17 protein-coding genes, 2 pseudogenes and 1 CRISPR repeat array are annotated in these 22,586 nt (G+C 70.9%); of the genes and pseudogenes, 2 read left to right on the top strand and 17 right to left on the bottom strand.

Translation table 11 applies throughout. From position 1 onward, the window contains the following. Nucleotides 1-666 (bottom strand): hypothetical protein, encoded by a 666-nt coding sequence (locus DNK56_RS12830; RefSeq protein ID WP_111333681.1) that lies wholly within the window; start codon nucleotides 664-666, stop codon nucleotides 1-3. Beyond that, nucleotides 656-1,012, bottom strand: coding sequence for an SseB family protein (locus DNK56_RS12825; RefSeq protein ID WP_241989960.1), 357 nt, complete (start codon nucleotides 1,010-1,012; stop codon nucleotides 656-658). Before DNK56_RS12825 ends, DNK56_RS12830 begins: the two co-directional genes overlap by 11 nt. Before the next feature lie 442 nt (nucleotides 1,013-1,454). Here DNK56_RS12825 and DNK56_RS12820 point away from each other — a divergent pair. Next, nucleotides 1,455-1,559: pseudogene (locus DNK56_RS12820) on the top strand (3-hydroxyacyl-CoA dehydrogenase family protein); the annotation flags it as partial. An 847-nt stretch (nucleotides 1,560-2,406) separates the two neighbouring features. On the opposite strand, the gene cas2 reads toward DNK56_RS12820, so the two are convergent. The 10 genes from cas2 to DNK56_RS34700 all read right to left on the bottom strand — a co-directional run bounded on the left by cas2 (nucleotide 2,407) and on the right by DNK56_RS34700 (nucleotide 14,560). Then, nucleotides 2,407-2,691 carry a CRISPR-associated endonuclease Cas2 gene (gene cas2, locus DNK56_RS12815; protein WP_199563771.1) on the bottom strand — a complete coding sequence of 95 codons (285 nt, stop codon included), beginning with the start codon at nucleotides 2,689-2,691 and terminating at the stop codon, nucleotides 2,407-2,409. A gap of 5 nt (nucleotides 2,692-2,696) precedes the next feature. After that, a complete protein-coding gene (gene cas1 / locus DNK56_RS12810) occupies nucleotides 2,697-4,571 on the bottom strand; it encodes a CRISPR-associated endonuclease Cas1 (protein ID WP_111333679.1) in 1,875 nt (624 codons plus the stop codon). A gap of 22 nt (nucleotides 4,572-4,593) precedes the next feature. After that, a CRISPR array of direct repeats spans nucleotides 4,594-5,078; the repeat unit is 38 nt; unit sequence CGTTTCTATGCCCTACGGGCCTTTCGGTCCTGCGGAAC. Between the two features lie 180 nt (nucleotides 5,079-5,258). Further along, on the bottom strand, nucleotides 5,259-5,927 hold the full coding sequence (gene cas6, locus DNK56_RS12805) for a CRISPR system precrRNA processing endoribonuclease RAMP protein Cas6 (RefSeq protein WP_158558527.1): 669 nt from the start codon (nucleotides 5,925-5,927) through the stop codon (nucleotides 5,259-5,261). A gap of 89 nt (nucleotides 5,928-6,016) precedes the next feature. Beyond that, complete coding sequence (locus DNK56_RS12800; protein WP_111333675.1) at nucleotides 6,017-6,490, bottom strand: hypothetical protein; 474 nt, start codon at nucleotides 6,488-6,490, stop codon at nucleotides 6,017-6,019. Next, nucleotides 6,487-7,899, bottom strand: a complete 1,413-nt coding sequence (locus tag DNK56_RS12795; protein WP_111333673.1) for an RAMP superfamily CRISPR-associated protein — start codon at nucleotides 7,897-7,899, stop codon at nucleotides 6,487-6,489. Before DNK56_RS12795 ends, DNK56_RS12800 begins: the two co-directional genes overlap by 4 nt. Beyond that, a complete protein-coding gene (locus DNK56_RS12790) occupies nucleotides 7,896-9,281 on the bottom strand; it encodes a type III-B CRISPR module-associated Cmr3 family protein (protein WP_111333671.1) in 1,386 nt (461 codons plus the stop codon). The genes DNK56_RS12795 and DNK56_RS12790 overlap by 4 nt, the downstream gene beginning before the upstream one ends. A 14-nt stretch (nucleotides 9,282-9,295) precedes the next feature. Further along, nucleotides 9,296-9,916 (bottom strand): RAMP superfamily CRISPR-associated protein, encoded by a 621-nt coding sequence (locus DNK56_RS34955; RefSeq protein ID WP_158558528.1) that lies wholly within the window; start codon nucleotides 9,914-9,916, stop codon nucleotides 9,296-9,298. Beyond that, nucleotides 9,913-11,394, bottom strand: coding sequence for a Cas10/Cmr2 second palm domain-containing protein (locus tag DNK56_RS34950; RefSeq protein WP_158558529.1), 1,482 nt, complete (start codon nucleotides 11,392-11,394; stop codon nucleotides 9,913-9,915). The genes DNK56_RS34955 and DNK56_RS34950 overlap by 4 nt, the downstream gene beginning before the upstream one ends. Beyond that, complete coding sequence (locus DNK56_RS12780; RefSeq protein ID WP_146610494.1) at nucleotides 11,391-13,433, bottom strand: RAMP superfamily CRISPR-associated protein; 2,043 nt, start codon at nucleotides 13,431-13,433, stop codon at nucleotides 11,391-11,393. Before DNK56_RS12780 ends, DNK56_RS34950 begins: the two co-directional genes overlap by 4 nt. After that, entirely contained in the window at nucleotides 13,430-14,560 is a 1,131-nt protein-coding gene (locus DNK56_RS34700) for an MFS transporter (RefSeq protein ID WP_146610495.1), read from the bottom strand. Before DNK56_RS34700 ends, DNK56_RS12780 begins: the two co-directional genes overlap by 4 nt. A 643-nt stretch (nucleotides 14,561-15,203) precedes the next feature. Here DNK56_RS34700 and DNK56_RS12775 point away from each other — a divergent pair. Continuing rightward, nucleotides 15,204-15,275, top strand: a pseudogene (locus DNK56_RS12775) (3-hydroxyacyl-CoA dehydrogenase family protein); the annotation flags it as partial. Between the two features lie 56 nt (nucleotides 15,276-15,331). On the opposite strand, the gene DNK56_RS12770 reads toward DNK56_RS12775, so the two are convergent. From DNK56_RS12770 to DNK56_RS12750, 5 genes are all read right to left on the bottom strand, one after another. Beyond that, complete coding sequence (locus DNK56_RS12770; RefSeq protein ID WP_111333667.1) at nucleotides 15,332-15,862, bottom strand: NUDIX hydrolase; 531 nt, start codon at nucleotides 15,860-15,862, stop codon at nucleotides 15,332-15,334. A 49-nt stretch (nucleotides 15,863-15,911) separates the two neighbouring features. After that, nucleotides 15,912-17,261 (bottom strand): transcriptional regulator, encoded by a 1,350-nt coding sequence (locus DNK56_RS12765; protein WP_111333665.1) that lies wholly within the window; start codon nucleotides 17,259-17,261, stop codon nucleotides 15,912-15,914. Nucleotides 17,262-17,568: 307 nt separating this feature from the next. Next, nucleotides 17,569-20,079 carry a phenylalanine--tRNA ligase subunit beta gene (gene pheT, locus DNK56_RS12760; RefSeq protein WP_111333663.1) on the bottom strand — a complete coding sequence of 837 codons (2,511 nt, stop codon included), beginning with the start codon at nucleotides 20,077-20,079 and terminating at the stop codon, nucleotides 17,569-17,571. Further along, nucleotides 20,079-21,206: a phenylalanine--tRNA ligase subunit alpha gene (gene pheS, locus DNK56_RS12755; protein ID WP_111333661.1), complete on the bottom strand. Its 1,128-nt coding sequence runs from the start codon at nucleotides 21,204-21,206 to the stop codon at nucleotides 20,079-20,081. Before pheS ends, pheT begins: the two co-directional genes overlap by 1 nt. Before the next feature lie 154 nt (nucleotides 21,207-21,360). After that, on the bottom strand, nucleotides 21,361-22,500 hold the full coding sequence (locus DNK56_RS12750) for a sensor histidine kinase (RefSeq protein ID WP_111333659.1): 1,140 nt from the start codon (nucleotides 22,498-22,500) through the stop codon (nucleotides 21,361-21,363). Nucleotides 22,501-22,586: the final 86 nt, after the last annotated feature.

Below are 22,586 nucleotides of genomic sequence, written 5' to 3'. Positions count from 1 at the left end.
TCAGTCGTCCCCGCCTGCGTTCGCGTCGCCCTGTTGCGGTGCCTGCTGGGCGCGTTCCTCGGGCGACGGCCCGAACGTGTCGTCCAGTGCCTGGTCCCACCGACCGTCGCTGAGGCCGAGCTCGGTCTTGAGCCTCTCCGTCTCCCGACCGCCCTGTCCCTCGGTGAGAACGGTGCGGCCGGTGTCCTTCCAGGTCTGCTCCACGTTCTGGCCGGCCTTCTCGAACGACTCGGCACTCCAGTCCGGGTCCAGGTAGTCGGGAGTCAAGATGTCGCCCCAGCCCTGCTGGGAGATGTCCTCCTCGCTGGCGTGTGGGCTACCGCCCATCGCTGCGCTGACGCCGACCTTGAAGGAACCCTCAACGTACTGGTCGTGCTCCCACTGCGTGCCCGCCGCCGGCCCGAGACGGTCCGCGAGCGCGCTCGCGTCGCTCACCAGGGCGCGTACTCCCCACTCCCACCGTTCGCAGAAATCCTCGAAATCCACCGACAGCGCTCGATGCCCTGCCTCCATGCCCGTCATGGCCAGACCCGAGAACCCCTTGCCCATCACCGACCCGGTGGCGCCACCGAGTTCGCCGAGTTGATCAATGGTCGGGCCCACGCCCTGCGTGAACCTCGCCACCGACGTCTGATCGAAGGCGAGGTCCGATCCGTCAGTGCTCACGGCCGCCCCCCTCCTGCCCCGCGCCGGAATCGACAGCGACGCCGTCCGGGACGACGCCGATGACCGGCGGGAAGAACATCGCACCGTCCTCGTCGGCGATGTCCACCGCGAGTCCGGCGGGTTCGTCCAGAGTCGGCACGATCTCGTCCACGATCCGCGCCCCGAGCAGCGCGACGTAGTCCATCAGACGATCACCCGGGCCGTGGTGAACAGCGAAGCGGGCCAGCGCCGTCTCGTCCGTGAACGCACAGATCCACCGAACACCGCCCGATCGGGCACTCCACAGGCCGGGCTCCGCCGACGGAACCAGAAGAACCGTGCGCCGCATCTCACCCACCAACGCCATTGGGTCACCAACGCCCGCCCGTTGCTCGGATATTCGTTGGGCGAGCATCGTCCTCTGCTGTCCCACGGGTCCCCCTCGTCCTGGTCGGCTGATGGCACCGTAAGGCAGAACAAGTATGCGGATGGGCCGGTTCTCGCAGGTCCAAGTGCCCCCGTCCCTCCGCCTCATGGGCATGGGCACCTCCTGCAGTCCCGCCGAGACCGTCGGGTGGGAGCGTCACCGGCCTCCGGCGACAGAAAGTCCCGTCGACGAACGCCCGGGCGCGACTTCTGGGGCAGGCCGCCCAAGAACACCGAACGCGGCCGAACCCTCCCTTGGTCGCCCACTCCAGACAGACGCCGTCGAACCGAGCGCGATCAGGCGGTCCTCGACGCTTGGGTAGGTAATCTTTCCCCGACCACCGATCACCGACCAGGGCGCCCAGCGCCGACCAGTTGTACGCGAATACAAGGAGCCGCTGTACGCCGCTCCCCCGCTGCTCCAGCGCATGGTGGACGCGGGCCGGCTCGGCCGGAGGACGGGCTCGGGCTTCTACCCGTACGCCTGACGGCCCGTCGGCGGGTCCGGCGCTCATGCGGCCGGGCCCGTCGTGGCAGGTTCTCCGGTTGTCCGGGGTCAGGCCCGCGTGCGGCCTCGAATGGCCTGTCCGCTGCCGCCTGCCCGATGCCGTACCGGCGCGTTATGGAGTGACTGCGCCCGAGTGCCCGGACCCGAGGCCCTGAACCTTTCAGCACTGTCGCGGCCTTGCTCGCTTGTACTACGAAAGCTCCCTGGCGACTCGGCCCCCGAACCCACGCACCACGAGACCGAGAGCACTCATGCTGCGTGGTGCCCGGCCGCGCTGCCGAGTGACGTTCTGCCCAGTCATCCCTCGTAGCGTGGAGACCGTGGCCGCAGGGGAAGTGGGGAGCCATGGCGGAGAAAGGGCAAAAGCTCAACGCGGAGTTCCTTGCGGGAGGCGTGCGGACCGCGGCCGAGACCGGTAGATCGGTCGGTGTCGGCGAGGCAGCAAAGTCCAACGTCTCTACGCTTCCAGGGGATTGACAACCGAGGTCGCCACCCCTGGTTCGCCAGCACCACGAGACGCCTCCGCAACCTGCGGGCCTTTGGTCCTGCGGAACCATCGTTTGCTACTCCAAGTTGCACGGCGGCGTTTCTATGCCCTGCGGGCCTTTTGGTCCTGCGGAACCAGTGGAGATTCTGCACCGCTTCGAGCTCAAGGGGCACTCGCTCACCACTCGGTTGATCTGTGACGAGCGCCACAAGACCAGACGGTGGGGCTGGGACCTGCGGTTCTGGCGCGCGCGGGAATCCTCTCCCAGCTGGGGTTGCCGCTGGGGGGCGGTAACGGACTCCCGAAGGCTGGGCAACAGCCGGGGCATCGGGGTGTCACCTCATACGATCCAGAAGTCGGCGCGTTCCTCAAGGCGGCGGTTGCCGAGGATCACGAGCTCGCTGAGGACCGGGGCGGACAGCGGGTACAGGCGGACCTGATCTTCATCACGGTCGATCAACTTGCGTAGTGTGCCGCGCAGTTCCTGCACCGCCTTCTTGGTCGGCAGCGTGACTTCGAAGACGCTGTACTGGACGCGGGCGCCGTGTGCGGCGAGTGTGTCGGAGATGTCGCCTCGCCGGTCGTCGTCGGCGATGTCGTAGCTGACCAACAGGGTGTAGGGCACGTGGGTCACCGCCAGCTGACGGGCGAGTAGGCAGGGGTACGGTCTGCGATGACGTCCGCGAGGTGGCGGGCCTGCACGGTCAGCGCCGCGCGGTAGGAGACGCGCCGGCCGGCGGTGGGGTGGTGGGCAACAGTCAGCATGCGGCGTTCATACGCCGCGAGGAAGGTCCGGAGCGCGTCGCGGTCCATGCGGCAGCCTTGGCCCTCGTCAAGGGTGGTGAAGTCGCCCGGGCGGAGTTTTCCGGACGTGCACAGCCCGATGACCAGGTGGTCCACGATCAGTGGGCGGAACTCCTCCATGAGGTCAAGAGCGAGCGACGGGCGCCCGCGGCGCATCTCGTGGAGGAAGCCCACTCCGGGATCGAGGCCCGCGAGCTCGACAGCGGTGACCGCTTCCCGGGTCAGCAGCGTGTACCCGAAGGACAGCAACGCGTTGACCGGATCCGGGGGCGGCCGCCGGCGGCGCTGGGTGAAGGCCCACGTGGGGCCGAGCATGCGGCCCACGGCACCGAAGTGATCGCGGGATGCCGCACCTTCCACTCCCATCAGCGCCGCCGGCGACGCGGCGGCCAACGCGCTTTTCCGGGCCTCCAGGAGGCGGGCGGCCGTCGGCTCGGTCGGCTGAACGTGTCCGGCACGGGCGGCGCGCAGAAGGCAGGTTCGCATGTTGGCGATCTTTCCGGTTACGAAGGCCGCCGCCAGGCCCAGCTTCGCCGCGCTCCTGTCGGCCAGGCGGTGCTGGGCATGGCGGAGTTCGACGTCGGGGCCGTCCGGGCCGGTGAGTCGGCCGAGGAACTCGCCGTCCTCCTCGGTGAGGACGACATCGATGCCGTGTTCCAGCGCGCGGCGCAGGAACGGGGTGGTCAGAGTGGCGGGCGTGGTGCACACGACCTGGCGCACGCGATCGAGGGGTACGCCGAGCAGCTGCTTCTCGCGGCGCATGACACGCAGGCGGGACCCCTTGGTGCGCAGTGACGATCCGGGCTCGGTGACGTAGACCGCGGACTTCAGCGGGGAGACGCGCGTCGACGTGCGCGTCCGTGATCCGGCGGTGGTGAGCTTCCCCAGGAACTCGACGCCCTCGTCGAAGCTTTCTATACGGGACTTGCTGTCGTTGAGTTCGAGGTCGAGCCGCTTGAGGGCCGCCTCCGCCAGCCCCAGGACTCTCTCGCCCTCGGCATGGGTCGCCACAGGGACGGCGAAGTCGTCGCTGTAACGCAGGACCCGGTGTCCCGTACGGAGCAAGTCGCGGTCGAACGAGTCCAGGTAGAGATTGGTGAGTGCGGGGGAAAGGGAACCTCCCTGGTGCAGGCCGCGCCCGCTCTTGATGCGACGGGCGGCGGGGCCCACGCCATGACGGTTGACGAGTCGGCCGACCAAGTGGCACAGCTCAGGGTCGGGGATGAGCTCACGCAGCCGCGTCAGCGCCGGCCAGCGAGGCACCCGCTCGAAGCAATCCTTGATGTCGGCCCGGACGACCCAGCGCGCACCGTCGTCGCGCGCGGCTGCGAGGTCGTCCAAGGCGTCGGACACCGAGAGGCCCTTGCGGTAGGCGTAGCTCCAGGGGAGCAGCACGGCGTCGATGTGGTCGTCGACGACCTCCATGAGTGCGCGCTCGACGACGCGGTCCTCGACGGCAGGAACAGCCAGGAGGCGCTTTCCGCCAGATCTCTTGTCGATCTCCATGGCGTAGACGGGCGACGGATTCCACGTACCGGCCCGAAGCGCGCGGCTGAGCGCCGCCAGTCGACCGAGCACGCCCTTCGCGTAGTCGGCGACCTGTTTGCTCACCTTTCCGTCCGCCAGATCGTTCTCCTGGACCTCGCCCCAGGCTGCAAGCAACGCGGACTCCGAAGCGGCGCGGTGAAGAAGCTCAGCCATGAAATTCCCTTCGAGTGAACGAGGAATCCATGCCCTACGGGCCTTTTGGTCCTGCGGAACGCGATGGAATCCCTGCTCGGCGACTTCGAGAGGGCCGCGTTTCTATGCCCTACGGGCCTTTCGGTCCTGCGGAACACAAGGAGTCGGAGGTGAGGGCGCTTCTCGCTGAGAACGTTTCTATGCCCTACGGGCCTTTCGGTCCTGCGGAACCATGTACAGCAAGCGAAGAACCTAGGGGCCTCGGCCGTTTCTATGCCCTACGGGCCTTTCGGTCCTGCGGAACAGTACAACCCTGGCACGACCTTAGGGTCGAGCCACGTTTCTATGCCCTACGGGCCTTTCGGTCCTGCGGAACCCAGCACGCGGTACGTGGCTCAGTTCCCCCGGTCGGGTTTCTATGCCCTACGGGCCTTTCGGTCCTGCGGAACGCACCACCGCCAAGCGCAAGCAGATCGCCGCTCGCAATGCGGGTTTCTATGCCCTACGGGCCTTTCGGTCCTGCGGAACCCTTTGCCTCAGCCGGGGCCTGTGACCTGCTGGGATTCTGCCCGTTGCGCAGGACTTGCCGCCAGCGGGTGGCCCGATCTGTGATATGGGTCACAAGATCTCGCCGCAGGGCTGCGACCCGCACGTTCGGCTCGCGCGGGAATCGGGCTCGGGGCGCTGTTGGTGTGAGGTGCGGTCACGTTACCGCCGGGGCGGTCGTCCGATCGCCGGCGGCTCGCGGTGGTCCGTCGTCGTGACGTTCGTCCAGCCCAGGCCATGGGTGGTCTGGGCGCCGCTGCCTGCGAGTTCGGCGAAGTGGGAGAGGGCTGTGAACGTCGTCCGTACGGCGGGGGCGGCCGCCCGGGGCAGAGTGAACGTGGCGTGGCCCAGGAAGCCGATGCGGTGGCCATGGCCGATTTCGACGGGGACGCTCTTCACCTCATGGGCGGACAAGAGGACGGCTTCGCGGAGTTCGGTGATCAGGTCGTCCGGGAGGGCTACGTCGGCGTACGTGTTCCAGCGGCACGCGAGGCCGGTGTAGAGGAGTTCGGGGTCGGGGAGGGGGATCCAGCGGCCCTTTCGGGTGAAGTGGGTGACCGAGAGGAAGTCCATGGTCACGCGCTGGGCGGGTGGGAGGGCGCGGAGAGCCGCGTACGGGGCTCCTGTGACGTGGGCGTCTTCGACGGTGAAGAACTGGTTGCCGAGGCGGACCTGTTCGCCGAGGCGTTTGTCGAGCGGCGGCGGCGTGCTGTCGTCGAGCCAGCCCAGGGTGAGCAGTGCGTGTCCGGGGGCGTTCGGGACGCCCATGAGCGGGGTGACGGCGAAGGGCTTGACCTGGCCGTGGTGGTCGATCTCCGCCCCTTCCAGCAAGGCGCATGCCAGTCCGTGGAGTTGGACAGGGGTGACGGGCTGCTCCCGTGGGAGTGCAGCGCGCAGGCGGAGTGTCCAGGTGTGGGGCATCAGCTCACCCTTGGCGTCTGTGCGGGCCGGTTGGTGGGGGTGGCGGTGACGAAGGTCGCGGGATGGGGTCCGGTGACTTCGAGGAGGTGCCAGGTCCAGGTGTGCGCGGCCTCGGGCAGTGGGCCGGCCTGCCGGTCTGTGGGGCTCCATAAAGTTCCGGTGCGCATGGTGACGGCGGTACCCGGCTCGGTGAGGTGGGGGGTGCGGTCGGTCAGAGGAGGGGTGTTGCGGAGGGTGGCGAGGTAGACGTGGTCGGCGTCGAAGCGGAGTCGCGCCGCGCGGGTGGTGTCCTGCCATGCCCACAGGTGGGTGGCGCCTATGGGGAGGCGGGGTGGGGCCGGTTCGGCGATGTGGATGCCGTCGAGGTCGGTCCAGGTGCAGTGGTGGGTCCGGAGGAAGGGAAGGGCTTCGGTCCAGGTCAGGCGGCCGTAGCCGTGGAGGGTGAGGGTCAGCGGTTCGTGTTGTGGGCTCACGCGGGGCTGCCTTCCTGGGGTGCGGCGGTGTCCGTGAGGGCTGCTGCGAGCAGCTCGGCGGCCTGGCGTCGTTCGTCCTCGGCGACTGCCTCGTCGAGGTCCGTTCGGCGTAGGGTTCCCAGACCTCGTGTGGTCGCTCCGCCGACGCCGAGCTGTCCGGCGTGGAGGTCGTAGCAGGCCAGCCGTAGGGCGGCGAGGGCGAGCGGGGGGACGGGGAGGGTGGTGAGGTCGGGGTCGCGGGTGATGGTGAGCGTGAGGTGTCCCGCGTCGACGACCTGACGGCTGTAGAGGAGGCCGGCCGCCGCACCGCCGGTGAAGCGGTCGAGGGCGACGTGCCGGCGTACGGAGAGGGCGGCATCGGTGATGGGTGAGTCGGCGAAGTGCAGCAGCGCACGCCGGCCGACGGAGTTGCCGTCCGCGTCTTCGGCCGAGTAGCCGAGGGCGATGCAGACGTCGCACTCGCCGCAGGTGCCGTCCGGTCCCGTGGAGTCGCACACGGGGAGGCCGAGTGAGCGCAGGATGTATTCGGCCTGGCTGCGCAGTACGCCTTTCCAGGTGGAGCCGGGAACGTAGGGAAGGCGGGTGCGGGTGTCGTCTGCCGTGGCGAACCGGCCGGTGAGAACGCGGGCCACGGTGCGGGCGGTGGCTTCGTCGAGCTCGGGTTTCCCGGTGGTGACGGAGAGCCCGTCGACGATGTCCCAGGAGGCCTGCAGCACCACTTCTGGTTGTGCGGCTTCGAGGTCGAGTGCGGTGCCGCCCGCGAAGAGGTCCTCGCCGCCGCGGGTGAGCCAGCGGGCTCTGCCCTCAGGCGTGTCCAGGTCGAGCGTCCGATAGCGGGCTGTGGCCACGCGGGCTCGGCCGAGGCCGGTGCTGCGGCCGCCGCCGATGGTGGGCCGCCAGTCGGCGAGCGCCCCCAGGACCCGCGTGTGCAGAGCCAGGTCGTCGACGCGGAGTCGGCAACTGATCCGGGTGCCGGGTGGCAGGAGTTCGTCGGTGCGCAGCTTGTGGTTGGCGGGGGCGGCGGGATGGCGGTCCACGGCGGTGCGGCCGCGTTGGGCGAGCTCCAAGCCGGTGCCGTCGGCAGGTTCGATTCGGGTGCCCAGGAACCGGATGGCGGACGGGCGAGCCGGCCGCTGTTCCTCGCCGGGGTGGCTGGTTTCCCAGCGGGAGCCGGAGATGCGGGTCCCTGGCTCCTCGCCCATCAGCGTTTCCAGCTGGCCGGTGTGATGACGGCGTATATGGGCGCGCAGGGATCCCGCCAGGGAGCTGGCGGGGAGGTAGGGGCGCCCTTGGGTGTCACGGGCGAGCGGGTGTGCGATCTGGTCGCCCTTCGCGGCTCTTTCGGGGGCTTTGACGGCGGCATGGCTTTCGAGTTCGAGTTCGAGGGCGATGAGCAGGACGGAGGTCATCGGTCGCTCCCGTCGACTGAGCCACTGGCCGTGCCGGGTTGTTGCCGGGCAGCGGCGTCATCCAACCTGTTTGCGAGAGACAGGAGTTGGTTCTTGTCCTGTCCGTGGGCGGCGAGCAGGAGGCCGAGGGTCTTGCGTGCCGCACCGACACGGGCGAACAGCGGACCGCGTACGCATGCGGTCGCGGCGGCAGGGCTGCGGTCTTTCTTCTGGGCGAATGCCTTGATCTGGCGGGCGATCCAGAATCCGTGGCCGGTGGCGGCCAGTTGCTCAAGCGCCTCGTCGTCGTTCAGCCCGCTGCCTGCTCCTGCGTTCGGTGATGCGGCGCCGGTCCCCGCCGGCTGCCTCCAGGGGCCGAGCGTCAGCCACCCGTACCCCTCTGCGCGCCGCAGGCCGATGCCGTCCTGAACGATCCGGGCAAGTCCAGCGGATTCCGGAGTTCCGGTCAGCTTGAGGAGATAGACGCTGCCGGCGGCGGTGGCGAGGTCCTCCGGTTTGGGGATCCTTGCCACGGCGTTCCAGCCGCCGACTCGTTCCCAACGGGTCCATGAGCGTTCGATGTCGACGGAGACGACCCCAAGGGTCTCGGCGAGCAGTTCCGGGTCGGGGCGGTTGCTGGGGCGGCCCGCCGCGTCCACGAGGATCGCGGGGCTGAGCAGTCGCAGGATCAATGCCCCGTCCTTGTTGAACAGGTTGCCGGTGGGCGTCGGAGGGCCGGCGGCGGGTACGGCCCGGTAGTGGACTTCGCCGCTGGTTCCGCGTCGGCCGCCGAGACGCAGCACACGGTCGGTGGTCAGCCAGGCCACTTGGTCGTCGTGGAGGGTGGCGGTGGCGATCCGGCCGCTCAGGGCCTGACGTTCGGCGTCGGGTCGGCCGGATCGTGGGGCGAACTCCTGCCGGGTGAAGATCTGCCCGGTGGCTGCGGTTTCCTGTGCGGTGAGCTGGATGCGGGTGGTCTCGATGATGCTCATCGGGGAGTCGGGCCCGAGCTCCACCTGGCCGCGGCCGACGACGAGCGGCGACTCTCCGCAGGCAGGACAGCGGTGCGGCCGGGGGCCGGAGTCGGTTGCTTCGTCGTAACCGCCCTGGGCGCAGCCCGGCGTGGGCAGGTACTTGCAGGTGTGGACGGAGAGCGGCACCACCCGGGATCCAGGGGCGAGCAGTGGTCCGAAGCGGGCGTGCCCTTCGAAGAGTTCGTGGAAGCTCGTCCGGTGGGCGGTCGCGGCGTGCTGCGGGGGCCCGAATTCGGCGATCCAAGCCGCGGCCAGGGCTCCGCGGAGTACGGATCCGGGCACGTGGTGGTGGCCGGCGACCGGGGCGAGTCCGCGTGGGCGGCGGCCCATGGCGAGTGGCTGCACCGGGGTGGCGTGCACATCGAGCATGGGTGTCGGGCTCCTCAGTCTCGCGTGTCGGCGGCGCGCAGTTCCTCGAACCGTGCCAGCAGCGCCTCGTCAATGGCCGGGTGGGGTGTGCATGTCACCCATCCCAGCCCGCGCCGCCGGTCACCGCCGAGCGTGTGCACGCCGGCGGCGGCGCAGGCCAGTACGGTGCGGTGGTCGGCCAGCTGGTCGGCGGGCACGTGCCCCTGGCGGCTGATGGTGAACTCAGCGGTGGTGGCCCAGACCTCCTCACCCAGGAGAAGGTGGTCGTCGCGTGCTGCTCCGGTGTCCGGGTCCAGGGTCACACGGGCCCGGGGAACGACTTGGGGTGTGTCGGTGAAGCGGACTGGCCCCCAGTGCCAGGGGGTGGGGGTCGTCGCGGTGCCGAACACCGCGCCCAAGAGGTCCTGTCGGCCGGGCAGCAGCTGGGCAGCGGAGGCCCGCAGCAGCCCCTTGACAGAGGAGGCGGGAATCAGATCGGCCCGGTTCACGGTCTGGTCGGCGCCTTCGTGAGCACGACCGGTGCCCACCCGGAAGGGACCGTGGAAGGCGATGTGGACCCTGATCCTGTCACCGGCGGGTGGACCGGAGGGCGGCTGGGCGGCGCCCGGTGCCGTGCGGGCCGACTCGGTGTTCATGACCACCACCTCGTGATCCGGAGGGCCTGGCGCAGTCCGATCGCGGGGCGCGCACCACTGTCGTCGGGCAGGAAGGGCTGGATGACGGCGCGGCAGCCCAGGCGTTCGGCGTCGGCCAGGAGCACGTCCAGCGCGGCCTCGGGGGTCTCCGCCGTCCGGGCTGCGCGCAGGGCGGTCTCCCATCCGGTGCGTCGTGAACCGGGTTGGGCTGCCAGGGCGGTGAGCTGCGGTCGAAGGTCGAGCAGGTGCCTCGCGCGCAGTGCGGGTAGGTCGCCGCCGGCCGGGCCGTCGGCGGTCAGGTCGACGAAGTCCACCGAAGCCTCGGTTCCGGCCACCGCCTGCTTGGCCTTGCGCAGTCGCTGGTCGGCTGCTTCCACCAGCAGATGGAAGGGGTGGGCGGGGTGGGAGAAGGCGATTCCCGCCGAAGCCGACAGGTCGGGGAGCTGCTTGATGAATCCGGTGGCCTCTGCGCGGGTGTGCTGAACCAGCACACCGAAGCGTTCCAGGTAGTGCAGGACGAATGGCCATGCCCGGTCGGCGGGAAGGCTGACCAGTACGTCGTCGCCGCCCACCAGGTGGGGGACCACGACCATCCGGGTGTCGTCCGCGCATACGACCGCGCAGGTGGCATCGGTCAGAGCGGTGCGGGTGTGTTCGTTCAGCGCCCGGGAGATGGCTGCCTTGTCGACGAGTGTCCGGGCCCCTGTTCGGGAATCCGTACCGTGCGTGGCGAGCTGGTCGAAGAACACGCCGAAGGCGTTGCCGTCGATGTAGACGGTGGCGATCTGGGTGATGCCCTTGTTACCGGCGTCGGTGCCGCGTGGAAGCGTCAGAGCGGACAGGTCCGGCGCCAGCTCCAGTGCGTGGTCGAGCCTGTGCTGTACGGCGTCGAGAAGCCGCTCCTCCTGTGCCTTTCCACCCTTGCGCGCACGTACCGAGTAGCGGCGCACGCAGTCCGCACAGGCATCCAGCGGTTCAGGACCACCGGTGGACGTCCTTCCTGTGGAACTTGCCGTGTGGCACACCCGGCAGGGCACCGCCAGCGGGAACTCCGGGGCGGCCGGGAGGGACTCCAGCCCTTGGCCGGCACGGTACTGCGCGTCGATCAGCCGGTATGCGGACGGGTAGTCCGACGCCTCGGCCCAGCCGGCACGGAACTCCGCACCGGGCAGGTCTGCGCGCAGCCTTGCCAGCAGCTCGCGTGCGAGCGTCTCGGCCCGGCATGCCGCCTGGGCGGTGTCGTACGGGAGGGCCGGGTCCTCGGTCAGCACCAGGTTGAGCACACCGCCCGCTTCCCCGGCCGCCTCGTTGATCTCGGCCCGCCCCGCGATCAGCGGGTGCTGCGGATCGATGCGGGTGGTGGCTGCCAGGGCCGCGCTCGCGGCGCGTCTGGCTTTCAGGTGGGGTGTGCGTGAGAGGTAGTGCTGGATGCGGACCGCGCCGACGTCCAGGTACATCCGCCTCGCGGGCGCCTTCATCTTCGGCCCTTCTTCTTGGGCACGGACTGTTCACTGATGATGGGAAGGGCCTGGTCCGGCGCAGGGGCGCTCGGTCTGGCCAGTGTGCGTAGTTTCTTGTGTCTGCCCGAGAGCCGTTCGCCTGTGGTCTCGGCCCAGAAGGTGAACCCCGCTTCCAGGTCCTTGGGGGTCAGCTTCCCCTCGGGGATACGGGCGTCGACCGGGTACCAGACGTTGTCCGGGGGGACATGGTCGAGCGTCAGCGCCGCGCCCACGTCCGGCCAGGTCTCCTGCACGCCCTGGTCCACCGTGTCGCGGAAGGCCGCGATCGCCTCTTGCGGGTCGATGGCAGTCTGTTCCCGGCCGGCGCCCGTGTACCACTGCTTGGCGGTGTAGACGCGGAGCGCCTTCACGTGGGAGGTGCAGGTGCCGAAACCGAGCGGGCGTCCGCCGCCGACAGCGAATCCGGTGTTTCCGGGGAACAGGCCGGCGGGATGCAGGGCGGTGAGGAGGCCGCCCAGCTCGCCGAGGTCGAGGTTCGCGAAGCGGACGGTGTAGGTGAACCTGCTGCCCCGCGCTACCGCCTCCGCGCGCTGCCGCATGTCCTTGTTCTCCGACCAGACGGCATTCGGGTCTGCCCTGAAGTACGGCCGGCTGTGGCTCTTCCCGGTCAGCCAGTACTGCTTGCGTCCCCGCAGCCGGCGCGCTTCGCCGTCGTCGGCCCGTGACCCCCACTCACGCAGCGGAATCTCGTCCTTCTTCGGCCGGATTTCCGTCGGCTGGAGGTAGAACTGTCCCGCGCCGGGGTGTGGGGTGCCCAAGGGTGCCAGGTTGTACTCGTGTGTGACGGGAGGAGCGGTGCCGAGGGGGCGTGCGTCGGAGAACCTGATGTGACCGCGATAGGAATGCTGACGCGCGGCGAGGTCGTCCTTGCCGCGCGTGTCCGCGGATCCGAAGATCCGGCAGGTCGGGCACAGCTCTCGGGGATCGCCGCAGGGCAGCAGCAGCGTGGGGACGCGTCGTCCTGACGGTTCGCCCGTGGCGGTGTGCCGCCAGACCTGGCTGAGGGCCAGCCGGGTGACCCGGGGCCGCCCCGGCATGGTGTGCGGTTCGGTCGTCACCCAGACGACCTGCCCGGGCCGCAGGCGCGGCAGAGCCTTGTGGCGCACGCCGATCGGGTCCCTGTCGGGGTCTTCTCCGGGCCTGACTTCCGCGGTGAACGGGTCCTGCCCTCTCCGGCTTTCCTCGGGCCTACGGGACTCGCGCGCATCGTTGGCGCCCTCCACCGCGTCCTGGTACTCCTGCCAGGCCGCGTCGGTGATGCCGTGGGCGTCGTAGGAGCCGGGCCCGAGATGGCCGGCGTAGGCGTAGTGCACGTCGTCCGGTTCGTGCGCGCCCGCGTGCGTGATCAGCAGGACCCAGTCACCGGACTCGCTCCAGTCGATCGTCCCGCCGCGTACCTCGGTCTTCCGGTGATCGCCCACGACGACATCGGGTCCGAAGCTGATCCGGTCCCCCGTCACGGGCAGCCGCCCCTTGGCCCGGCACAGGATGTCGAGCGGTACGCGGCGGCGTTCGCTCGCGCAGACGGTGAACCTGGTGGGCCGTCCCTCCTCGTCGACCGCGTCGACCGTGGCCATGCGCCATTGAGCGGGCAGCTCGATGAGCTGGTCCCGGTACACGGGCAGGAAGTCGTCCTCGAACACCCGCAGACAGCCGCCGCCGACGAGTTCGTGGAGCGAGCGGACCACGCCTGCGAGGGACGACCCCGGCAGGTACGGCACCGGCTCCGTCAGGCCGTCCGCGGGAAAGGCCCGGCGCGGGAAGTGCTGCACCCCGTCCGCGACGTCGCCCTCGCGTACCCCGCGTATCAGCAGCGGGGCGCAGGCGGTCAGCTCCACCTCGATCTCGCCCTGATAGCGGCCTTCGCCCAGCTTGCCGTGACCGGCCGCGGGGCGCGAGAACTGTGCCGGGTCGGCGATCGTCGGCAGCGGCACGAAGGTGTAGGGGTTGGTGAATTCTCCCCCGGGTCGCGCCGGAGGGGGGACGGGACGCTTCACAGTACGGGCTCCTCTCCTCGTACGAGCTCCATGGAGTGCGGCAGCATGATGACGCTCTGTTCGATGAATCGTCCGAGCGCCAGAGCGAACGGCGCCGGCGCACTGAGCGCCAGCACGACCTGCACCGGCCGGCCGCCGAGCTCCTGCCGGCGGACACGGCAGGCTTCGCGCCACCGCTCCAGGATGTGCCGCACCATCGGCTCGTACACCTGCGGCGTGTCCGGGATGCCTTCACCCTTCGTCTCGATCTCCACGTACGCCTTGCAGGGCGGACCAGGTGCGCGGGGATCGGCCGCATCGAAGTAGTAGCCGGTATGGCTCCCGTCCGGCGCCACCACCTCCCCGGTACGGGCCACTTCGCGCGCTGTCGCCACGGCGTTCGTATTGCGTGTCAGATTGACGATCAGCATGAGCCGGTGTCGGTAGTCCTCGGCCACGTCACCGTGCTGCTGGATCTCCGCCCGCATCGACGCGGGGGTGAGCCATGGCTCGATGGCACTGCGGTCGGCGGCGTCCGTGGCCCGGGTCAGACGGTTGTCCAGCTCCAAGACCCTCACGAACGAATCGCCGGCCCGGTGCGCGAAGTGCATGACGTCGAGCCGACCGTAGGAGTCGCTGATCATCCGCCGCCCCAGTGCGAACGTCTCGGGCAGGTGCGCGTGAACGTAGAGCGACACATGCGTGGACGACACCGGGCCGGACGCACAGTCGTGGAGGCGGTCCTGGATCTGCCAGTGGGCGACGTCCACCCGGTCACGGAGGGCGGGCAGACGCCGGTGATCGGGCCACAGGCGGTCACGCTGGATGGCGAAGAGGGTCCCGTGCCGGGCTGCGGCATCCGCGATCGAGTCCGTCAGCCTGTGCGGCGATCCGGTACCCGGCATCAGCCAGACCACGACGCCCACGCCACGATCGCGGCGCATCCACCATCCGGCGAACACGACGAGCACGGACAACACGAAGATTCCGACGAAGGCCACGACCCACGGCCCGGCGACTGCCTCGACGATGTTCGGCACCATGCCCAGTGACACAGCACCACCGATGGTGATCAGCAGCGTGCCGAACCCCACCCGGCCGAACAGCTCCCGGCCCAACTGCCGGAGCACGCCTCCCGCACTTCCCATACCGTACTACTAGCAGAGCTACACCATGCCGAAGCAAGTGGTTCGAGGGCGACATGCACAATCAACAGAGTTCCGTGAGCAAGACTTGACTTCCAGGCCCTCTACGACAACACGACCGCAGAACTGATCGCCACCGTCGAAGACGCCGTCCAGCGGCAGGACCCCCCACGACCTCGACTCCCGGCCGCATGCGACAAGCCGAGCCGTGCTCGACCGGGCACTGGCCAACCGCGCCGCCTCGACCTGCTCATGGGATCCTCCTACCGGGCCGTCGAAACCACGGACGGGGACCTGCCCCACATCATTCCGCGCGAACTGGGCGGCCTCTTCGGCTGGCTATTCACAGAACCGCGGCAGCGGGGCGCTCTGGGCTACCCGGCGGACGGCAAACTGCCGCAGCCACTCAGAGAACGGGTGAACACCTACCTGCCGGCAATGAACCTCCGCCTGCCCAGGGGGTGCGCAAGTTCCCGGGATCACCCAACTGGCGTGAGGCTGCTGCGGGTTGGGGTGGATGACAGAGCGGCGACGAACGCCCGGGTGCGACTTCCGGGGCAGACCGCCCGAGAACACCGAACGCGGCTGAACCCTCCCTCGGTCGCCTGCTCCGGACGGACGCCGTCGAACCGAGCACGATCAGGCGCTGCTCCAGCGCATGGTGGACGCGGGCCGGCTCGGCCGCAAGACGGGCTCCGGCTTCTACCCGTACGCCTGACGGCTCGCGGCCGGTACCTGCGGGGGCCGCGCGGTCCCCGCACGTACCGGCGCGGCTCAGCCGAGCCGTAAGTGGTGCAGCATCATCAGTCCGGCCGCCATGCCCGCGGCCGGGACCTCGCCGCGGCCGATCAGGTCCGGGACCAGTTTCAGCGGTATCCACGCGCGGCGCGAGGACTCGAAGGCGTCGCACGGCTCGCCCGTCCACTCCGCCTCCTCGCCCCAGTAGAAGTGGTGCCGGGCGTCGCTGAGGCCGTTGGACGGCTCCACGGTCAGCAGCGGGCGCAGCGGGCCGGGCCGCCAGCCGGTCTCCTCCTCCATCTCGCGCGCCGCCGCCCGCACCGGCGGTTCGTCGTCCTCCACGACGCCGGCCGCCAGTTCCCAGCCCCAGCTTCCGGTGATGAAGCGGTGCCGCCACAGCAGCAGCGCCTCATTGGCCTCGTTGACGACGGTGGCCGCCGCCACCGGGCGCTGCCGGATGACGTAGTGGTCGAGCCGGGCACCGTCCGGCAGCTCGACATCGGCCAGATTGACCCGGAACCAGCGGTTCTCATACACGGGTTGCTCATTCAGGTTCGTCCACTGCACGGTTCTGCCACCTTCTGTTCGTAGGTGGCGGTATCGCAGCAGATGGCGCTCACAGCGGTACGCGCAGGGCCTCCGCCACGCGTTCGGCGGCCCGTTCCGCCTCGGCGCTCCCGCTGGCCAGCAGCTCGGCACGGACCGCCCGCAGCCGGTCGCGCAGCCGCCGCGACTCCATGCCCAGGGCCCGGTCCGCCATCTCCGTCGCGGTGGCCGCCGCCCGGTCCGCCTCGCCCCGGCGCAGCTCGACCGCGGTGAGGACGGCCAGCCGGTGGACCCGGCCCCGGTCGTGCGCGGGCGTGCGCACCGCCGCCACCGCGTGCCTGCGGGCGGCCGGCAGGTCCCCGAGGTTCAGCAGCGCCTCCGCCACCTGGACGTCCACCAGGCCCGGCTGGACGTATCCCGTCTCGTCCGGCTCGCGGCCCGGCCGGATGCGCGCGGCCTCCGACTCGGCGCGGCCGATGCACTCCAGCGCGCTCGCCCGGTCCCCGAGCCGGGCATACGCCTTGGCCTGCATCGCGTGCAGATCGGCGGCGAGCGCGGGGGTGATCTCGTGCCCGGCCGTCCGCAGGGCCGCCTGCGCGAAGGCGACGGACTGGCGGTACTCGGCGAGGAACAGCGACTGGTTGACCAGGAGCGCGATCACATAGCCGCCGAAGCCCCGGTCCCCGCTGGCCTTGGCCAGGCGCAGCGCCTGGTGGAAGTAGCGCTGGGCCAGGCCGTGCGCGTCGGAGTCGTAGGCGCAGATGCCCGCCACGGCCACCAGCGCGCCCGTCGTGCGGTGCAGTTGACGGCCCGTCGCATCGCTGTAGCCGCCGCGCAGCAGCGGGGCCGCGCCGGCGTTGAGGAAGCCGACGACGCGGGGGCGCGTCGCGATCCCGCCCGTCCTGCGGTACATCAGTTCGTAATGGTCCCGGGCGGCCCGCAGAGTTGACATGTCGGCGGCGCCGACGCGGGCCGGGCCGCCGCGCGACACATCGCCGTCCTCCGGCGGGTTCTCCCATTCCCAGACGGGCATCACGGCCGTGGTCCCGGTGACGGCCGGGGCGGCGACGACATACGGGCGCTGCCGGGCGTCCGAGCGCCATACGGCGGTGGCCCGCTCGACGAAGTGGGTGAGCGAGGAGTCCCCGGCGGGCGCGTGGGCGTCGGGCAGCGCCATCCCGATGTCGTCCAGGGAGATGGTCCGGCGCAGTCTGGCGCCGAGCACCTCGCAGATCAGGTCCGGCACCTGGCCGCGCGGCCGCTGGCCCTTCAACCAGCGGGCGACGGCGGTGTGTTCGTAGCGCAGGGACAGCCCGCGCGCACGGCCGGCCCGGTTCACCCGGCCGGCCAGTCCGGCCCGGGAGACGCCCGCCTCCTCGATCAGGGCCTCCAGCGCGGTGTTGGGCTCCCTTGCCGCCATGTCCCCTCCGGTGGTTCGGCACGCCTGGACGTGTCGCCCCAGTGGAGCACGATTCACACGGGGTGTGAACGCAATGCCCGAACCGTCCCGTCGCGCACGCTGCCGGACGGGCCGGGGGCTCGCTTGAATGGATGCCTCGCCGGACGCGGACGGGTCGTCCGCTCCCCCTCGTACAGCGGGGTGGCCCGTATCCGCGCGATCCTCCCCGCCGGCCTGCCCGACACTCCACGGCGGGGGCGGACGGGGCGAGCACACAGGAGGGGCGTATCCGGTGGCCGGATACGCCCCTCCTTCACGCGATGCGGGACTACGCCCCGCGCAGGACCGCGCCCGTACGCTCGGCGGCCAGGGCCACCGCCGCGTCACGGGCGGCGCTCGCCTCGTCCACCGTCAGTGTGCGGTCGGCGGCGCGGAAGCGCAGCGCGTACGCCAGGGACTTGCTGCCCTCGCCGATCTGCTCGCCGGTGAAGACGTCGAACAGCCGCAGCGACTCCAGGAGTTCGCCCGCGCCCTCGCGGAGCGCCCGCTCCACGTCGGCGGCGGGCACGTCCCGGCCGACGACCAGGGCGACGTCCTGGGTGGCGACCGGGAAGGCGGAGATCCGCGGGGCCCGCAGGACGCCGTCCGCGGCCTGCTCCAGGATGTCGAGGTCGATCTCCATGGCGCAGGTGCGCTCGGGCAGGTGCAGCTCCTTGACGACGCGCGGGTGCAGCTCGCCCGCGTGTCCGAACAGGGTCTCCCGGCCGGCGACCGTCACGTACAGCGCGGCGCAGCGGCCCGGGTGCCACGGGGCGTGCCGGTCGGCGCGCACGATGACCTCGACCCCGGCCTCGCGGGCGACGGTGCGCGCCGCCTCGACGGAGTCCGCCCAGTCGGCGGGGCGGCCCTTGCCCCACCAGCCGGCCTGCTCGCGGGCGCCGGCGAGAACGACGGCGGCGCGGCGCGGCTGGTGCGGCAGCCCGGCGTCGAGCGAGGCGACCTCCTCGTCCGAGGGGCGCCGGTCGACGGGCAGCCGGACGGGCTCGGTCTCCTGGCCGGTGGGCCTGAAGACGAGGCCGGTCTCGAAGAGGGCGAGGTCGTGGCTGCCGCGGCCGTCGTTGCGCCGCAGTGCGCCGAGGAGGCCCGGCAGCAGCGTGGTGCGCAGCGAGGGCTCCTCGTCGGAGAGCGGGTTGACGAGCTTCACCGTGCGGCGGCGGGCGTCGTCCGCGTCCAGGCCGAGCTGGTCGAGGACGGTTTCGCCGATGAACGGGTAGCTCAGCGCCTCGACGTAGCCCGCGCCCGCGAGGGCCCGGCCGACGCGGCGGTGCAGCCGCTGGCGGTCGGTGAGGCCGCGGCCGGAGGGCGGGGTCGGCAGCGTGGAGGGCAGGTTCTCGTAGCCCTCCAGGCGGATGACCTCTTCGGCCAGGTCGTTGGGCTCGGTGAGGTCGGGGCGCCAGGACGGCGTGGTGACCAGGAGCTCGTCCTGCCCGTAGACGTCGCAGCCGACCTCCTGGAGGCGGCGGACGACGGCCTCGCGGCCGTAGGAGACACCGGCGACCTTGTCGGGGTGGTCGGCCGCCATCGTGATGGTGCGGGGCGCGGAGGGGGCGGTGACCTCGGTGACGCCCGCCTCGGCGGTGCCGCCGGCGAGCAGGACCAGCAGGTCCACGGTGCGCTGGGCGGCCGCGGCGGCGGCCTGCGGGTCCACGCCGCGCTCGAAGCGCTTGGACGCCTCGGAGGGCAGCTTGTGGCGGCGGGCGGTGCGGGCGATCGAGATCGCGTCGAAGTGCGCGGCCTCGATGACGACCTCGGAGGTGTGCGCGCCCTCGGCCGCGTCGGCGATCTCCGTGTCGGCGCCGCCCATGACGCCCGCGAGGCCGATGGGGCCGCGGTTGTCGGTGATGACGAGGTCGCCGGCGTCCAGGACGCGCACGGCGCCGTCGAGCGTGGTGAGCTTCTCGCCCCGCTCGGCGCGGCGCACCCCGATCGGACCGTCGATGCGGGTCCGGTCGTAGGCGTGCAGCGGCTGGCCGAGTTCGAGCATCACGTAGTTGGTGACGTCCACGGCGAGCGAGATGGGCCGCATGCCCGCCTTCTGGAGCCGGCGCTGCATCCAGATCGGGGTACGGGCCTCGGGCTGGAGCCCGACGACCGTGCGCGCGGTGAAGCGGGAGCAGCCGATCGGGTCGGCGACCTCGACCGGGTAGCCGTACGCGTTGGGCGCGGGCACGTCCAGCAGGGCCGGGTCGCGCAGCGGCAGGCCGTAGGCGGTGGCGGCCTCGCGGGCGACGCCGCGCATCGACAGGCAGTAGCCGCGGTCGGGCGTGACGGCGATGTCCAGGACCTCGTCGACGAGTTCCAGCAGCTCGATGGCGTCGGTGCCGACCTCGTGCTCCGGGGGGAGCACGATGATGCCGTGCGTGCCGTCGTCGCCCATGCCCAGCTCGTCGGACGAGCAGATCATGCCGTGCGAGGTCTTGCCGTACGTCTTGCGGGCGGCGATCGCGAAGTCGCCGGGGAGCACGGCGCCGGGCAGGACCACGACGACCTTGTCGCCCACGGAGAAGTTGCGGGCGCCGCAGACGATCTCCTGCGGCTCGCCGGTGCCGTTGGCGGTGCCGACGTCGACGGTGCAGAAGCGGATCGGCTTCTTGAAGCCCTCCAGCTCCTCGATGGTCAGCACCTGTCCGACGACCAGGGGGCCGGTGAGGCCGGCGCCGGTCCGCTCGACCGTCTCGACCTCCAGGCCCAGGGCGATGAGCTTGGTCTGCACGTCGCGGCCGGTCTCGGTGGCCGGCAGGTCGACGTATTCCCGCAGCCAGGAAAGCGGGACGCGCATCAGATCTCCATCCCGAAGGGCCGGGTGAACCGGACGTCACCTTCGACCATGTCTCGCATGTCTTCGACGTTGTGGCGGAACATCAGCATTCGTTCGATGCCGAACCCGAAGGCGAATCCGCTGTACTTCCGGGGGTCGACGCCGCAGGCGGTGAGCACCTTGGGGTTGACCATGCCGCAGCCGCCGAGCTCGATCCAGCCCTCGCTGCCGCAGGTGCGGCAGGGGTGGTCCGGGTTGCCGACGGAGGCGCCGCGGCACACGTAGCAGACCATGTCCATCTCGGCGGACGGCTCGGTGAACGGGAAGAAGTGGGGCCGCAGCCGGGTCTTCATGTCCGCGCCGAAGAGCGCCTGGACCATGTGGTCGAGGGTGCCCTTGAGGTCGGCCATGGTCAGGCCCTCGTCGACGGCGAGCAGCTCGATCTGGTGGAAGACCGGGGTGTGCGTGGCGTCCAGCTCGTCGGTGCGGTAGACGCGGCCGGGGCAGACGACGTAGACGGGGGGCTCGCGGTCGAGCAGGGTGCGGGCCTGGACCGGCGAGGTGTGCGTGCGCAGGACGACACCGGACTCGTCGTTCTTCGCGCCGTCGGCGCCCTCGACGAAGAAGGTGTCCTGCATCTGCCGGGCCGGGTGGTCGGGCACGAAGTTCAGGGCGTCGAAGTTGAACCACTCCGCCTCGGCCTCGGGGCCCTCGGCGATCTCGTAGCCCATGGCCACGAAGACGTCGGCGACGCGCTCCATGAAGGTCGTCAGCGGGTGGCGGGCGCCGGCCGGGGTGCGGTCGTAGGGCAGCGTGACGTCCACCGCCTCCTCGACCAGCACGCGGGCGTCCCGCTCGGCCTCCAGTTCCGCCTGGCGGGCGGCGAGGGCGCGGCCCACGGCGGCGCGGGCCTGGCCGACGCGCTTGCCGGCCTCGGCCTTGGCCTGCGGGGGCAGTGCGCCGATCTCGCGGTTGGCCAGCGACAGGGGCGAGGTGCCACCGGTGTGCGCGGTCTTCGCCTGGGCGAGCGCTTCGAGGTCGCCCGCGGCGGCGAAGGCGGCGAGCGCCTCGTCCCGGATGCGCTCGATCTCTTCCGGTTTCAGTGCCTCGACCTCGACTGGGTCGTACGACTTGTTCGGTGCCGACATCTCTTCCCGTACTTCCGATTGGCTGAGTGCTGCGTTTGCCGGGGGACATTCCCGGACCCCCGTGACCTCGCTCGAAGACCGGAGGACGCAAAGGTGCCAAGGATCGAGTCTAAGGGTCGCGGGGCGGGTGGGGCGCCCGTGGGCCGCTCGGGCCTCAGCTGAGATAGGCCGGCGTGCTCACGGGCAGCATAAATCGGAACTCCGCGCCGCCTCCGGGGCCGCGCCCGACCGTGATGGTGCCGCCGTGGGCCTCGACGATGCCCTTGACGATGTAGAGACCCAGGCCCGTGCCGCCGCGCTTGCTGCCCCGCCAGAAACGGGTGAAGACGCGGCCCATCGACTCCTCGGGGATGCCTGGTCCTTCGTCGCTCACGGTGACGGCCGCTCCCCTCTCGTCGCTCTTCGCCGGTGCGGGTGCCACATCGATGGTGACAGTTCCCTCACCGTGCCGCACCGCGTTTTCCAGCAGGTTGCCCAGGACCTGGTCGACCTTGTCCGGGTCGGCCCAGACGGCGGGCAGCGGCTGGCAGGTGCGGAGGAGGAAGCGGCCGGGGTCCTGGCCCGCGGCGGTGTGCGCCTGGACGTGGCGTTCGACGGCGGCGGACAGGTCCACGGGCTGGCGGCGCAGCTCCAGGCGCCCGGAGTCGATCCTGGAGATGTCCAGGAGCTCGGTGATGAGGCGGGTGACCCGGTTGGAGTCCGCGTACACCGTCTCCAGCATGAGGCGCTTCTGGTCGTCGGTGAACCGCTCCCACTTGGCGAGCAGCGTCGCCGTGAAGCCCTTGACCGAGGTCAGCGGGGAGCGCAGTTCGTGGGCGACGGTCGCGATCAGCTCGGCGTGGCTGCGCTCGGAGCGGCGGCGGGCCTCCGTGCCGCGCAGGCTGATCACCAGCCGGCGGAGCGGTCCGGTGGGCGTCTCGCGGACGTAGCGGGCGGAGACCAGGACCTCGCGGACGCCGGGCAGCAGCAGGTTGCGCTCGGGCTGGGCGACGCGGGTCGCGAGGCCGCCGTAGGGGTCGGTCAGCTCCCACCAGCGGCGGCCCTTGAGGTCCTCCAGCGGCAGTACCTGTTCCACGGGGCGGCCGAGGGCGTCGGTGGCGGCGACGCCGGTGATCCGGACGGCGGCGGCGTTGAAGCAGATGACCCGGCCCGACTCGTCCGCGACGACGAGCCCGTCGGGCAGGTCGTCCGGGTGCAGCCCGAGGCCGTCCGCGACGGCGCGGCCGTCCGGTTCGCCGGTGGCGCGCACGACGGCGGCGTGCGCCGCGCGCGGCCCGCTCATGCCGACAACCATTCCGGACCCCACCTCTCGAACCAATGCAGTGGGCCTGCCCCCGAGTTGGCCACCCTACTAGTCGCCGGTGACACAGCGACACCCTA

It is taken from the genome of Streptomyces sp. AC1-42W, from assembly GCF_003248355.1.
GTDB lineage: Bacteria > Actinomycetota > Actinomycetes > Streptomycetales > Streptomycetaceae > Streptomyces.
This window is presented reverse-complemented; position numbering and strand designations above follow the sequence as displayed.